The organism is Saccharopolyspora sp. MMCC62 (assembly GCF_057736575.1).
The window spans coordinates 113,164-125,979 of the sequence record NZ_JBYKCM010000006.1; the positions used below are offsets into that span (position 1 = coordinate 113,164).

General features: G+C 73.2%; 13 protein-coding genes and 1 pseudogene. 8 read left to right on the forward strand and 6 right to left on the reverse strand.

Annotation, left to right across the window (positions count from 1 at the left end; genetic code table 11):
- Window positions 1–11: 11 nt before the first annotated feature.
- Window positions 12–281 carry a helix-turn-helix transcriptional regulator gene (locus tag AC29IT_RS16080; protein WP_358442848.1) on the reverse strand — a complete coding sequence of 90 codons (270 nt, stop codon included), beginning with the start codon at window positions 279–281 and terminating at the stop codon, window positions 12–14.
- 85 nt (window positions 282–366) lie between these two features.
- Here AC29IT_RS16080 and map point away from each other — a divergent pair, with 85 nt between their 5' ends.
- The gene (gene map / locus AC29IT_RS16085) at window positions 367–1,152 is read left to right on the forward strand and encodes a type I methionyl aminopeptidase (RefSeq protein WP_488219222.1); all 786 of its coding nucleotides are present in this window, start codon (window positions 367–369) and stop codon (window positions 1,150–1,152) included.
- 42 nt (window positions 1,153–1,194) lie between these two features.
- Here map and AC29IT_RS16090 read toward each other — a convergent pair whose 3' ends face one another.
- Window positions 1,195–2,379 (reverse strand): YbfB/YjiJ family MFS transporter, encoded by a 1,185-nt coding sequence (locus AC29IT_RS16090; protein ID WP_488219223.1) that lies wholly within the window; start codon window positions 2,377–2,379, stop codon window positions 1,195–1,197.
- Window positions 2,380–2,438: 59 nt separating this feature from the next.
- On the opposite strand from AC29IT_RS16090, the gene AC29IT_RS16095 reads away from it, so the two are divergent.
- Complete coding sequence (locus AC29IT_RS16095; protein ID WP_358442855.1) at window positions 2,439–3,332, forward strand: LysR family transcriptional regulator; 894 nt, start codon at window positions 2,439–2,441, stop codon at window positions 3,330–3,332.
- Window positions 3,333–3,537: 205 nt separating this feature from the next.
- Here AC29IT_RS16095 and AC29IT_RS16100 read toward each other — a convergent pair whose 3' ends face one another.
- The 3 genes from AC29IT_RS16100 to AC29IT_RS16110 form a co-directional block, all read right to left on the reverse strand.
- Complete coding sequence (locus tag AC29IT_RS16100; RefSeq protein WP_488219224.1) at window positions 3,538–4,545, reverse strand: 1-aminocyclopropane-1-carboxylate deaminase; 1,008 nt, start codon at window positions 4,543–4,545, stop codon at window positions 3,538–3,540.
- A gap of 176 nt (window positions 4,546–4,721) precedes the next feature.
- Window positions 4,722–5,282 (reverse strand): GNAT family N-acetyltransferase, encoded by a 561-nt coding sequence (locus AC29IT_RS16105; RefSeq protein WP_488219225.1) that lies wholly within the window; start codon window positions 5,280–5,282, stop codon window positions 4,722–4,724.
- A 232-nt stretch (window positions 5,283–5,514) separates the two neighbouring features.
- Window positions 5,515–6,393, reverse strand: coding sequence for an alpha/beta fold hydrolase (locus AC29IT_RS16110; RefSeq protein ID WP_488219226.1), 879 nt, complete (start codon window positions 6,391–6,393; stop codon window positions 5,515–5,517).
- A gap of 96 nt (window positions 6,394–6,489) precedes the next feature.
- Between AC29IT_RS16110 and AC29IT_RS16115 the strand changes: the two genes are divergently transcribed.
- The gene (locus tag AC29IT_RS16115) at window positions 6,490–6,996 is read left to right on the forward strand and encodes a CGNR zinc finger domain-containing protein (protein ID WP_488219227.1); all 507 of its coding nucleotides are present in this window, start codon (window positions 6,490–6,492) and stop codon (window positions 6,994–6,996) included.
- Window positions 6,997–6,999: 3 nt separating this feature from the next.
- Here the strand turns inward: AC29IT_RS16115 and AC29IT_RS16120 are convergent, their stop codons facing one another.
- Window positions 7,000–8,427: an MFS transporter gene (locus AC29IT_RS16120; RefSeq protein WP_488219228.1), complete on the reverse strand. Its 1,428-nt coding sequence runs from the start codon at window positions 8,425–8,427 to the stop codon at window positions 7,000–7,002.
- A gap of 751 nt (window positions 8,428–9,178) precedes the next feature.
- Between AC29IT_RS16120 and AC29IT_RS16125 the strand changes: the two genes are divergently transcribed.
- The 5 genes and pseudogenes from AC29IT_RS16125 (at window position 9,179) to AC29IT_RS16145 (ending at window position 12,725) form a co-directional block, all read left to right on the forward strand.
- Entirely contained in the window at window positions 9,179–10,654 is a 1,476-nt protein-coding gene (locus AC29IT_RS16125) for an aldehyde dehydrogenase (NADP(+)) (protein ID WP_488219229.1), read from the forward strand.
- 114 nt (window positions 10,655–10,768) lie between these two features.
- Window positions 10,769–10,936 carry a hypothetical protein gene (locus tag AC29IT_RS16130; protein ID WP_488219230.1) on the forward strand — a complete coding sequence of 56 codons (168 nt, stop codon included), beginning with the start codon at window positions 10,769–10,771 and terminating at the stop codon, window positions 10,934–10,936.
- Between the two features lie 206 nt (window positions 10,937–11,142).
- Window positions 11,143–11,316 (forward strand): annotated as a pseudogene (locus AC29IT_RS16135) (zinc-binding dehydrogenase); the annotation flags it as partial.
- A 53-nt stretch (window positions 11,317–11,369) separates the two neighbouring features.
- Window positions 11,370–11,570: a zinc-binding dehydrogenase gene (locus tag AC29IT_RS16140; protein ID WP_488219231.1), complete on the forward strand. Its 201-nt coding sequence runs from the start codon at window positions 11,370–11,372 to the stop codon at window positions 11,568–11,570.
- Window positions 11,571–11,600: 30 nt separating this feature from the next.
- Window positions 11,601–12,725 (forward strand): mandelate racemase/muconate lactonizing enzyme family protein, encoded by a 1,125-nt coding sequence (locus AC29IT_RS16145; protein ID WP_488219232.1) that lies wholly within the window; start codon window positions 11,601–11,603, stop codon window positions 12,723–12,725.
- Window positions 12,726–12,816 lie beyond the last annotated feature (91 nt).

Below are 12,816 nucleotides of genomic sequence, written 5' to 3' on the forward strand. Positions count from 1 at the left end.
AGAGCGCCGGGCTAGCCGGCGGCTTCCAGGGGCTGGTCGGTGCCGCGCCAGGTGGCGGCCAGTTCCTCCACCGGCAGGGCGAGGGCCTCGCCGAGGCAGATGATCGTCCCGAAGCCGGGGGAGGGCAGCCGCCCGGTCTCGATCTTGCGCAGGGTCTCCGGGGAGATGCCCGCCGCGTGCGCGACCTCCACCGGATCCCGGTCGGCTCGCGCCTGGCGCAGCAGGGACCCGAGGCGCCTGCCTGCTTCAATCTGCTGGGGTGTGAGCGGTTGGCGGACCATGCACCCAGGATAGGGTTGGTATTACTATACCGTCCAGTGCTAGCGTTCCGGTATAACTATACCGACCACCCGTGATGAGGTACCCGTGATCGAGATCAAGACGCCCGCGGAGATCGAACGCATGCACGTGACCGGCCGCTTCGTGGCCGAAGTGCTCTCCGAGATCGGCCGGATCGCCGACGTGGGCGTCAACCTGATGGACCTGGAGCACCACGCGCGCGCCATGATCGAGAAGCGCGGCGCGGAATCCTGCTACTGGGACTACGCCCCGTCCTTCGGCAAGGGGCCGTTCCGCAACGTGATCTGCCTGGCGGTCAACGACGCGGTGCTGCACGGGAAACCGCACGACTACGTGCTGCGCGACGGCGACGTGCTCACCGCCGACCTCGCCGTCAAGATCGACGGCTGGGCCGCGGACTCCGCGCGCACCGTCATCGTCGGCACGCCCGCCCCGGAGGACCAGCGGATCATCCGGGCCACCGAAGAGGCCCTGGAAGCGGCGATCGAGGCGGCGCGCCCGGGCAACCGCATCGGCGACATCTCGGCGGCGATCTACGCGGTCGCCTGCGACTACGGCTACCCGGTGAACACCGAGTTCGGTGGGCACGGCATCGGCCGCACCATGCACGAGGAACTGCACGTCTCCAACCGCGGCCGGGCCGGGCGCGGGCTGAAGCTGCAGGCCGGGCTGACGCTCGCGCTGGAACCGTGGTTCGCCCGCACCACCGACCAGATCAGCTACGACGAGGACGGCTGGACGATCCGCTCCGCCGACGGTTCGCGCACCGCGCACTCCGAGCACACCGTCGCCATCACCGAGGACGGCCCGAAGGTGCTCACCCGCCGCGAAGCGGAACTCGCCGCGGCCTGAGCGTTCCGGCCGAACGGCCCGCCGGCCCGCGCCGCGGGCCGTTCACCGGGTCGCGACCGCGGGGTGCGGGTAGCGGATGCGGACCGCCGCGGCCGCGACCGCCGCCGCGAGCACGATCGCCCCGGCCAGCAGCAGCACCCGGTCGTACCCGCCGTCCAGCAGCGGGGCGGCCAGCAGCGGCCCGAGGATCTGGCCCGCGCTGTACCCGGCGGTCAGCATCGCCACCGCGCGCGGCACCAGCAGGTCCCGCCCGATGGCGAGCGAGAGGTTGCTGATCCCCATGAACGTGGCGCCGAACAGCACCGCCGACACCAGCGCCGGAACGGCCCCGCCGAGCAGCGCGGGCAACGCGATCCCGACGGCCTGCACCAGCAGCGCGGCGAGCAGCAGCGCAGGTCGGCTCCACCGCAGCGACAGCCGGGCCCACACCGCGCACGAGGGCAGCGCGGCCAGCCCGACCAGCACCCAGGCGCCGCTGCCGAGCGCGCCCGGCGCGGTGTGCTCGATCGCCGCGACCAGGAACGTCCCGGCGATGATGTACCCGACGCCTTCCAGCGCGTATCCGGCCAGCAGCGGCCCGAACCACCGGTGCGCGCGGGCGGGGGCGGGCGCGGTGGCCGCCGCCTCCGGTCGGGCTTCGGGGACCAGCCGCCACGCGAGCGCGGTGAGCACCGCCGCGAGCACCGCGCACGCCCACCACGCCTCCCGCCAGCCGCCCGCCGTGCGCAGCGCCAGCACCAGCAGGCCGGACGCGGCGATCCCGCCGCCGACGCCGCCGAACACCCAGCCCGTCCAGTGCTGCGCGTGCCCGTCCAGCCGGGACAGCGCCGCGCTGACCGCGACCATGAAGATCAGCGCGCTGGCCGCGCCCGCCACCAGCCGCAGCACCGACCAGGCCGCGGCGCCGGTCAGCACCGGCATCAGCGCCAGGCTCGCCACCAGCGCGAGCAGCGACCCGCGCAGCACCGCGGTCGAGCGCACCAGCCCGGGCGCGGCGATCCCGACCAGCGCACCGGCGAGGTAACCGACGTAGTTGGCGGTGGCCAGCGAGGCGCCGAGCCCGGCGGACATGCCCGCCTGCGCCTGCATCAGCGGCAGGATCGGGGTGAAGGCGAACCGGCCGACTCCCATCGCCGCGGCCAGCGCCGCTGCCGCGGCCAGGACGACGGGCCGCGGGGAGCCGGTGCGTTCGGAGGTGTCGAGGTTCTCGGAGGTGTCGGGGTTCATGGTGCGCTCGACGCTAAGCGGCCCCGATCTCCTTGTGAAATGCCGATCCGGCTGGTTGCATGCCTGCCGGGCATGGCGCGAGGTGGGAGCGGGGTGCGGTGCGGGTGGACGTGGAGCTGCGGCACCTGCGGGCGTTCGTCGCGGTGGCGCGGCGCGGCTCGTTCTCCCGGGCCGCCGACGACCTGCTGATCACCCAGCCCGCGTTGAGCCGCACCGTCGCGCAGCTGGAGAAGGTGCTCGGGGTGGAGCTGATCGACCGCTCCGCCGGGCAGATCGGGCCGACCGCCGCGGGCCGCGAGTTCCTCGGCCACGCCGAGGAGGTGCTGGCCGCGCTGGGGCGCGGGGTGGCGGCGGTGCGCGCGGGCCGCACGGTCCGGCTCGGCTTCAGCTGGCTGCTGCCCGATCCGTGGGCGCAGCGCGCGATGACCCGCTTCGAGCGGTCCACCGGCGCCTCGGTCCGGCTGGTGCGCTGCGACGATCCGCTGCGGGAGCTCGGCGGGGGAGCGGTGGACGTCGCCGTCGTGCGCGGCGAGCCGCGGGACGCCCCGCCGGGTTCGCGGGCCGTGCACCTCTTCGACGAGGAGCGGGTGGCCGCCTGCGCGGAGCGCGGCGCCCTGCCCAGCGGCGGGCTGGACTGGTCGGAGGTGCCGTCCTGGCCGCTGGTCGTGAACGTCCGCAGTGGCACCACCGGACCGTGGTCCTTCCCGTCCGGGCGCGGGCCGGAACGCGTCGTGGAGACCGAGAACTTCGACGAGTGGCTCGAATCGGTCGCCGCGGACCGCGGCATCGGCGTGGTGCCGGACGTCGCGCGCCGCCGCACCCACCACCCGGCGGTGCGGTTCGTCCCGCTCACCGGAGCGCCGCCGAGCGCGGTGCACCTGGTGCACCCGGGACGCCCGAGCGAGCTGGTGCGCCGGTTCCTCGACGCGGCCACCGCGGTCGCCGGTCCCTGATTCGTCCACTGTGGATTGACCGGGATCTCCTGCCGTGCCGACCGTTCCGCGTGCCGCGATCGGCGACCGGGGCGGCGTCCGCCACCGCCGGATCACCGATCAAGCGGAGTCCGGCCGCCGCCGACCGGGCGGCGTCCGCCACCGCCGCGCGCCGCAGGGGAACGGCCCGTTCCCGGCGGTCGGGTGGGCCGTTCACCCGCGGTGCTCAGGCGAAGGCGCCCGCGTAGGCGTTGAGGGCGGGCTGGCCGCCGAGGTGGGCGTAGAGGACCTGGGAGTCGCGCCCGATCTCCCCGTCCCGCACCAGGTCGATCAGCCCGGCCATGGACTTCCCCTCGTACACCGGGTCGATGATCATGCCTTCGAGGCTGCCGCTGAGCCGGATCGCGTCGAGCGTCGACTGCACCGGGATGCCGTAGCGATCACCCGCCCAGCCCTCGAGCACGGTGATCTCGTCCTCGCGCAGCTCGCGGCCGAGACCGACCAGCTCAGCGGTGTTCCGGGCGATCCGCTCGACCTGCGCGCGGGTCTTGGCCAGGGTGGCGGAGGCGTCGATGCCGATGACGCGGCGCGGCCGGTCCTGCCCGGCGAACCCGGCGATCATGCCCGCGTGGGTGGAACCGGTGACGGTGCAGACGACGATGGTGTCGAAGAAGACCCCGAGCTGCTCCTCCTGCTGCGCGACCTCGTCGGCCCAGCCCGCGAAGCCGAGCCCGCCGAGCCGGTGCTCCGACGCTCCGGCCGGGATGCCGTAGGGGGTGCCGCCCGCGGCCCGCACCTCGTCCATCGCCTCTTCCCAGGACTCGCGGATGCCGATGTCGAATCCGGCGGGGTCCAGCCGCACGTCGGCGCCCATGATCCGGGACAGCAGGATGTTGCCGACCTTGTCGTTGACCGCGTCCGGCCAGTCCACCCACTTCTCCTGCACGAGCCGAGCCTTGAGCCCGAGCTTCGCGGCGACCGCGGCGACCTGGCGGGTGTGGTTGGACTGGTAGCCGCCGATGGACACGAGAGTGTCGGCGCCCGCGGCGAGCGCGTCCGGGACGATGTACTCCAGCTTGCGGGTCTTGTTGCCGCCGTAGGCGAGCCCGGAGTTGCAGTCCTCCCGCTTCGCCCAGATCCGGGCCCCGCCGAGGTGCGCGGTGAGCCGGTCGAGCGGGTGGATCGGGCTGGGCCCGAACAGCAGCGGGTAGCGGGGGAAATCGGCCAGCGGCATGACGTCTCCTAGATCTCGATCGCCCGTGGGCGGTGATCGCCCGCCAGATCGTGCGGGGTGCTCCGTCCCAGCGCCACCCCCGTCCCGCGAACCGGGACCGCAGCGCCCACCCGCGGCGCTCCGACCAGCACCGATCGCCTCCGGACGCGCCGCGGATCACACCGCCGCCGCGCCACTCACCGCAACTCGCCCGGCAGCAGCCCGAACACGGCGGTGTCGCGCCGCCCGTGCCGGAACCGCTGGTGCGAGCGCAGCACCCCTTCGAACGCGAACCCGCACCGTTCGGCCACCCGCCGGGACGCCGAGTTGGTCGGCTCGCAGGTCAGCTCCAAGCGGGCGAGGCCGAGGTCGTGGAAGCTCCACGTCGCCAGCAGGCGAACGGTCCCCGTGGCCGCACCGCGTCCGCGCGAGTCCGCGCCGAGCCAGTACCCGATTCGGGCGCGCAGCTGCTCCAGGTCCACGTTGTAGAGCGCAGCGCCCCCGAGGACCGTGCCGAGATCGTGCGGATCGACCACGGCGAACGCCGGCCTGTCCCCGCTTAACCGCGCCTGCTCGTCCGCGGCCGCCCGGTCCCGCAGGTGCTGCGCGGTGAACGGCTCCGGGTGGGGCCAGGAGTAGCGCAGGCACAGCGGATCGGAGAAGGCGGCGAACCGTTGCGGCACATCGGCTGCGCGCCACGGCCGCAACGTCACGGTGCCGTCGGTGAGCACGGGGTTCGGGAACTCCAGTACGGCCACCCCCGCACCTTCCCGCGATTCCGCCGCGAGCGCACCGCATTTCCCGACACGGCGATCGCCGCCGAGGGCGACTCCACTCGGCGGCCGAACCCGTACCGAAGTTCCGGGCGCACGAGGTCGAGAACGGGAGGTATCGCCCGCTCACGCGGGACGATCGCTGACCGGCGCGGGACATCTCGGGCGTGGCCGGTCGCTCCGTCCTGCGGCACGGCATCGTTCGTGGTCGAGCTCGTCACCGGCTGTGCTGCGGCAGGTTCCGGGCGAGGAAATCGCGGATGAGGTCGGTGGCGGTGTCGAGGTGGCTTTCGAGGGCGAAGTGGCCCGCGTCGAGCAGGTGTACCTCGGCGTCGGGCAGGTCGTCGGTGAAGGCACGGGCGCCGTCCGGGCCGAAGATCTCGTCGTTCGCGCCCCACACCGCCAGCAGCGGCACCCGGCTCGCCCGGAAGTACTCGTGCACCCGCGGGTAGAGCGCCACGTTGCTCGGGTAGTCGCGGAACAGGCGCAGCTGCACGGCATCGTTCCCGGGGCGCGAGACCAGGGCGTGGTCGTGGGTCCAGGTGTCCGGGCTGACCAGGGTCGGGTCCGGCACGCCGTGCAGGTACTGCCAGCGGATCGCGTCGACGGTGAGGGCACCGCGGACGGCCTGCTCGTTCGCGGGACCGGGATCGGCGGCGTAGTCCCAGATCGGCGCCCAGAACTCGGGGACGAAGCCGGCTTCGTAAGCGTTGCCGTTCTGGCTGATGATCGCGGTGATCCGCTCGGGGTGGCGGAGGGCGAGCCGCCAGCCGACGGGTGCGCCGTAGTCCTGCACGAGGATCGCGCACTCCCGCACCCCCAGCTGGTCCAGCAGCTGCTCGGTGATCGTGGTGAGCGGGTCGAAGCCGTAGTCGAACTCGTCGGCGGGCGGCGCGTCGGACCGGCCGAAGCCGAGGTGGTCGGGCGCGAGCACGTGGTAGCGGTCGGCGAGCGCGGGGATGAGCCCGCGGAACATGTGCGAGCTGGTCGGGTAGCCGTGCAGCAGCAGCACGGTCGGGTGCTCGGGCGAGCCGGCTTCGCGGTAGAAGACCTGGTGGCCGTCGACGGTCGCGGTCCGGTGGTGCACTGCGGGCATCGTAACCTCATCAACTGGGTTCAACTGGTTAGACGCGAACGCTAGGCCGTGTCCTGCTAACCTGTCAACAGGCGACGATGCGGTTAGGTTGGTGTGATGGTCGACGACGTGGAACTGCTGCTGGCGCTGCTCAACAGCAGGCCGGTGCTCGACGGCGCCGAGCGGGACGAACTCGCCACCGACGAGACCGCCCGAGCCTGGGCCGTCGCGCACGGCGGCACTGGCACCACCGCGGAACTCCGCGCCTTGCGGCAGGTCCGCGACGGGCTCACCGCCGTGGTGCTCGGGAGGCGGCCCGTCGCGGTGCTCGCCGGTGCGCTGGACGGGGTGCACCGGCGGCCGGCGCTCGGCGACGACGGCGTGAGCTGGGAACTCACCGCCGCCGCCGAGGCGCTGCTCCCGGCCCGCGCCGTGCTGGGGTGGGCGTGGGTCGCCGAGCACCTGCCGGGCCGGCTGCGGCCCTGCGGCAACGACGAGTGCCGGTTGTTCCTGCTCGACCGCAGCAAGGCCAACAAGGCCCGCTGGTGCTCGATGGCCACCTGCGGCAACCGGATGAAGGCCCGGCGGCACTACGAGCGGACCCGGCAGTCCACATCGGACTGACAGTCACGACCGGGTGGTCGTCGCGTGCTGGTCGACCTTCTCGTCGGCCGCGGTCTTCGGCCGGAACACCGTCGTGGAGAGCGCGGCGACCAGCCCGAGGGCCGCGAATCCGGTCAGCACGGCCGGAATCGTCCACGGTTTCGCCGGATCCGCCGTGATCCCCACCAGCCACGGGTGCGTGACGTTCGCGGCCATGCACCCGGTCAGCAGGATCGAGTTCGCCAGCTGGGCGCGATGGGTGGCGGTGCTCAGCCAGGCCAGCGTCGTGGGCAGCACCGGCCCGAGCGCGAACCCCGCCACCGCGTAGCACAGCACCGGCGCCGCGCCCCACGCCGAGAGCGAGAACACCGCGACCGCGATGGCCAGCGAGATGCGGATCAGCGTGGCGGGACCGAGGTTCTTCGCCGCCAGCGGGATGATCACCCGGCCCGCGGTCAGCCCCGCCCAGAACAGCGCGGTGGACCGCGCCGCATCGCCCGGGTCCATCCCGGACCAGGTCAGGTGGGTGCTCGCCCACGCGCCGACCGAGGTCTCCAACCCGTTGTAGAAGATCCCGGCGATGATGAACGGTGCCGAGACCACCAGGACCATCCGGAGCGAGCTCCACCCGGCGCCCTCCGCCGCCGGTACGCGCCGCTCCGCCGCGCAGCACCCGGCCGCCGTCCAGCACAGCACCGTCACCACCGCCATCGCGGTCAGCGTCCACCGGACGTCGACCGGCGCGGTGGCCGCCGTGGCGATCGGGCCGATGATCGCGCCGATGCCGAACGCCGCCTGCAACAGGTTGATCATCAGCACGTTGTGCCGTCCGAACGCGCTCGCGAACGCGGTGTTGAGGTACAGCGCGAGGCCTCCGTAGCCGAGCCCGGCGACGGTGATCGCGGTGACGAACAGCGTCCAGGTCGGTGCCGCCCCCGCACTGCCGAGGCCGGTCGCGAACAGCGCCAGCAGGACGAACACGGTGGGCTTCGGGGGCAGCCGCCGGTCGGCCAGGCCGCACACCAGCGTGGACAGCAGGGCGCCGACGTTGAACGCGACGACCGCGAAGCCGCTGGCGGCGACTCCGATGCCGTAGTGCTCCCGCAGGAACGGCAAGGATGCTCCCAGCGAGGCGACCGCCACTCCGAGAGCCACTATGAGCGTGAAGCCCGCTATGACCGCGCCGGTGCTCGGCCGCCCGGCGGGGGGCTCCTGTCCGGGGCCGCTCATCGTCCGGCGCCGAACGTGTCGTGCGGTCCGAAGACCGCCGGGGGAATTTCGAATTCGTCGATGGGCACCGTCGACCTCCTCCGGGACCGGGGATTCCGCTGCTTTCATTCGCCAACGCGCGCTGCGGAGTTCGGAGGCTAACCCAGGTGAATCAGTGCGCGGGATCGCCCGGCGGAGTGGATCTACTTCGCCGAGCCGCTGAGATCGTCCGGCGTAATTCATGGAATCTCAGCGCGATTCTCATTCGGTGAGTGCGGCTCGCGAAAACTTGTCCTTGCGATGGCAAGGAGTGCTCCGGCTGGAATGTTTGACCAGGTAGTACTGGTTCCTGGCGGTGTTTCGGGGTGTGGTACGGGCGGTGCGCGCGGAGTTGCCGGATTTCGGAGACGGGCTCCTCCGGGATTCGATGAGGAAAGGGTCGATTCGTTGTCCGCGGGACCGTTTCGCGTGTTTCCGCGCGTGAATGAAGCGGTTCTTTCGAGGGGGTGGTCGTTCGCGCGAAAGGTAGTCGACACCGGCTCTGCCGCGCTGGGGATCGGGAAATTCGGGGATGGTGCGGCCGCGCGCGGTCTCGGTGGAGCGGGAGCGGGGTCGGCACTGGTGCCGCCTGGTTCGCGGGTCCACGTCCGAGACGGCTCCACCTGGAGCCGGAACGACGTCCGGATAGCGGTCCAGATGTTCACTTAGGCGGCGGTACGGGGTTCCTCGCGGGCGTCCACGACTCGCAGGTGCGCCGTCGTTGTGCGGTCATGCCAAGGAAAGCGGTGCTCCGGCGGAGTGTTGACACGTCGAGCAGGCGGCCACCAAACTGGCCTGCACGACGACCACAATGTGAACTAATCATCCAATGTGTGCACGCAGTGGTGACTTCCGGCGAGCTGCCGCCGTCCGCCGAGCCCGATCTCGCGTCCCGGACGGCCGCGCGCATCCGCGGCGGCCACCGACGCGCCCCGAACGAGAGGACCACCCTCCAGTGAGCACCACGGACAGCGCGGTCGAGCAGGACCTCGACCGCACGCTCGCGGCCGCCGCCGCCGCGGCCCCCGAATGGGCGCGACGCACCCCCGCCGAGCGCGCGGACGCGCTCACCGCCGTCGCCGACGCGCTCGACGCCGCGAGCCCGGCGCTGGTGCCCATCGCGATCGCGGAGACCGGCTTGGCGGAAGGTCGGCTCACCGGCGAGGTCACCCGCACCACGGTGCAGCTGCGGATGTTCGCCGACCTGCTGCGCGACGGCTCCTACCTGCGGGTCCAGGTCGACGAACCGGACCCGGACTTCGTGCTCGGGGCCCGCCCGGACCTGCGGCGGGTGCTGCTGCCGATCGGGCCGGTGCTGGTGTTCGCGGCGAGCAACTTCCCGTTCGCGTTCTCGGTCGCCGGCGGGGACACCGCGTCCGCGCTCGCAGCGGGCTGCCCGGTGGTGCTCAAGGCGCACCCCGGCCACCCGGAGACCTCGCTGCGCACCGCGGAGATCGTGCGCGCCGCCCTCGACGCGGCGGGAGCACCGGACGGCACCTTCGCGATGATCACCGGAGTCGCGGACGGCAGGCGCGCGCTGGAGGACCCGCGGATCGAGGCGGCCGCGTTCACCGGTTCGGTCGCGGGCGGCCGCGCGCTGTTCGACGTCGCCGCGGCCAGGCCGAAACCCATCCCGTTCTTCGGCGAGCTCGGCAGCATCAACCCCGTCGTCGTCACCGAGGAAGCCGAGCGGGAGCGCGGCGCGGACATCGCCACCGGCTTCACCGGCTCGTTCACGCTCGGCGCGGGCCAGTTCTGCACCAAGCCGGGAATCCTGCTGGTGCCGGCGGGTTCGGCGCTGCCCGCCCGCATCGCGGAGCTGGCCGCGGAGGTTCCGGCGGCGCGGGTCCTCACCGGCAAGATCGCCGACGGCTACCGGCAGCGGCTCGACGAGGTGACCGCGCTCGACGGAGTCGAGGTGCTGCTGCGCGGCGACGAGCAGCGCACCGAGTCCGGGGTCCCCGCGTTCGCGCCCTCGCTGCTGCACGCCGGTGCCGCGTCGAACCTGCTCGACCGGGACGCGGTACTGCTGGAGGAGACGTTCGGGCCGACCGCCGTGATCGCCGAGTACGCCTCGGACGAGGAGCTGCGGCAGGTGCTCGCCGCGATCGACGGGAGCCTCACCGCCACCGTCCAGACCTCCGGCGACCCCGGACCCGCCGAACGGGACCGGCTGCTGCCGATCGTCGAGCTCGTCGCCGCACGCGCCGGGCGCGTCGTGTTCGACCAGTGGCCGACCGGGGTGGCGGTGACGGCCGCGCAGCAGCACGGCGGCCCGTACCCGGCGACGACCGCGCCCGCGCACACCTCGGTGGGCACCGCGGCGATCGACCGGTTCCTGCGCCCGGTCGCCTTCCAGAACGCCCCCGATTCCCTGCTGCCACCGCTGTTGCGGGCCGCGAACCCGCTCGGAGTCCCGCGCGCGGGCTGATCGGAACGACCGGTGCGAGCGCGGGCAGGGGCCGCGCGGAACGGGAGCACACCGGTTCGCGGCGGGAGCGGGACGTGCCCGCTCCCGTTCGGGCCACCTGAGCAGGAGTGGATCGTGCTGCCGACGACGACCGCAGTGCACCTGACCGGCCACGGCGGGGTGGACGTGCTCGACCACCGCACCGACGTCCCGGTGCCCCGGCCCGGCTCGGGCGAGGTGCTGATCCGGGTGGCGGCTGCGGGCGTGAACAACACGGACGTCAACACCCGGATCGGCTGGTGAAGTCCGTGGACGCTGCGACCGGTGCCGGTGCGGCGGCGGGCTTCGCCGGGCTCGACGGCGCGGACGCCTCCTGGTCGGGTGCCGCGCTCCGCTTCCCGCGCATCCAGTGCGCGGACGTCCGCGGGCACGTCGTCGACGGTGCGTCCGGCGGAGTGGGGCTCGCCGCCGTGCAGGTCGCGAAGCGGCGCGGGGCCGAGGTGATCGCGGTGTGCGGGGCGGCGAAGGCCGACGCCGTCCGCGCCCAGGGCGCCGACGAGGTCGTCGACTGCGGTGCGGACCTCGTCGAGGCGCTCGGCGCGTCCTCGGTCGACGTGGTGCTCGACCTGGTGGGCGGACCCGCTTTCCCGTCGCTGCCGGAGGTGCTGCGCCCCGGCGGGCGCTGCGCGATCTCCGGGGCGATCGGCGGCCGCACACCGAGGTCGACCTGCGCACGGTGTACCGCAAGGACCTCTCGGTGCTCGGCTGCACGTTCCAGGAGGACGAGGTCTTCGCGAACCTCGTCGGCTACGTCGAGCGCGGCGAGGTGCGGCCGGTGGTCGCCGGCACCTACCCGCTGGCGGAGATCGCCCGCGCGCAGCGGGACTTCGCCGCGAAGGACCACGTCGGGAAGCTGGTGCTCGTGCCGCCGGCCTGACCCGACGTCTGCTCAAGAGAAAGGTGGAAGATGCGGATCACCAAAATCGACCTCTACCAGGTGGACCTGCCGTACTCGGGCGGTGTCTACGCCCTCTCCGGCGGGCGGACCTACGAGTCCTTCGACGCCTCGATCGTGCGGATCACCTGCGACGACGGCACCGAGGGCTGGGGTGAGAGCACCCCGTTCGGCTCCACCTACGTCGCCGCGCACGCCGCCGGTGTTCGCGCGGGCGTCGCCGAGCTGGCGCCCGCACTGCTGGGACGTGACCCGCGGGCGGTGGACCGGATCGGCGACGTCATGGACGACGTGCTCGTCGGGCACCCGCACGCGAAGACGCCGCTGGACGTGGCGTGCTGGGACGCGTTCGGGAAGTCGGTCGGCCTGCCGGTGTGCGCACTGCTCGGCGGCTCGTGGGACGTCCCGATGCCGATGATCTCCTCGATCCACGCGGGGGAACCGGAGGAGATGCGGCGGCGGGTCGCCGACCACCGGGCGCGCGGCTACCGCGGCCACTCGATCAAGATCGGCGCGCTGGACGGCGAAGGCGGGCCCGCGCTGGACGCCGAACGCATCGCCGCCTGCCTGGCCGACCGGCGGCCGGGCGAGTACTTCACGGTGGACGCGAACTGCGGGCTGCTGCCGGAGACGGCGCTGCGGATGCTCCGGCTGCTCCCGGAAGGCCTGGACTTCACCTTGGAAGCGCCCTGCGCGACGTGGCGGGAGACGGCGTCGCTGCGCGGCCGGTGTCCGGTCCCGATCGTGGTCGACGAACTCGCCCAGGCCGACGGGGACCTCGCGCACCTCGTCGCGGCGGACGTCGCGGACGGGATCGGCCTGAAGATCTCCAAGGCGGGCGGCCTGACTCCGGGGCGGCGCCACCGGGACCTCTGCCGCGCGGCCGGGCTCACCACGAGCGTGCAGGACACCGTCGGCTCGGCCATCGCGTTCGCCGCGATCCTGCACCTGGGCGCCACCGTGCCGCCGAAGCTGCTGCGCTGCGTGCTCAACTGCGCGGACATGGTCACCCGGCGCACCGCGGACTCGGGCGCCCGGATCACCGGCGAGGGAGTGCTGCCCAGCACCGCACCGGGCCTCGGCGTCGAGGTCGACCACGACGTCCTCGGCGCGCCGATCGAGACCTGGGGCGGCTGAGCCCGGAAGCCGCGGGTCCGCCGGTGCGGCGCCCGGGCCGGTGGATGTGCCGGTCCGGCGGAGCTGTCGGTGCGTCGTGGGACCCTCGGGT

Excerpts from the sequence above, each read along its gene's own strand:
- AC29IT_RS16080 (WP_358442848.1), bottom strand. The coding sequence starts at position 281 with ATGGTCCGCCAACCGCTCACACCCCAGCAGATTGAAGCAGGCAGGCGC.
- AC29IT_RS16090 (WP_488219223.1), bottom strand. The coding sequence starts at position 2,379 with ATGAACCCCGACACCTCCGAGAACCTCGACACCTCCGAACGCACCGGC.
- AC29IT_RS16095 (WP_358442855.1), top strand. The coding sequence starts at position 2,439 with ATGCCTGCCGGGCATGGCGCGAGGTGGGAGCGGGGTGCGGTGCGGGTG.
- AC29IT_RS16100 (WP_488219224.1), bottom strand. The coding sequence starts at position 4,545 with ATGCCGCTGGCCGATTTCCCCCGCTACCCGCTGCTGTTCGGGCCCAGC.
- AC29IT_RS16110 (WP_488219226.1), bottom strand. The coding sequence starts at position 6,393 with ATGCCCGCAGTGCACCACCGGACCGCGACCGTCGACGGCCACCAGGTC.
- AC29IT_RS16115 (WP_488219227.1), top strand. The coding sequence starts at position 6,490 with ATGGTCGACGACGTGGAACTGCTGCTGGCGCTGCTCAACAGCAGGCCG.
- AC29IT_RS16120 (WP_488219228.1), bottom strand. The coding sequence starts at position 8,427 with ATGAATTACGCCGGACGATCTCAGCGGCTCGGCGAAGTAGATCCACTC.
- AC29IT_RS16145 (WP_488219232.1), top strand. The coding sequence starts at position 11,601 with ATGCGGATCACCAAAATCGACCTCTACCAGGTGGACCTGCCGTACTCG.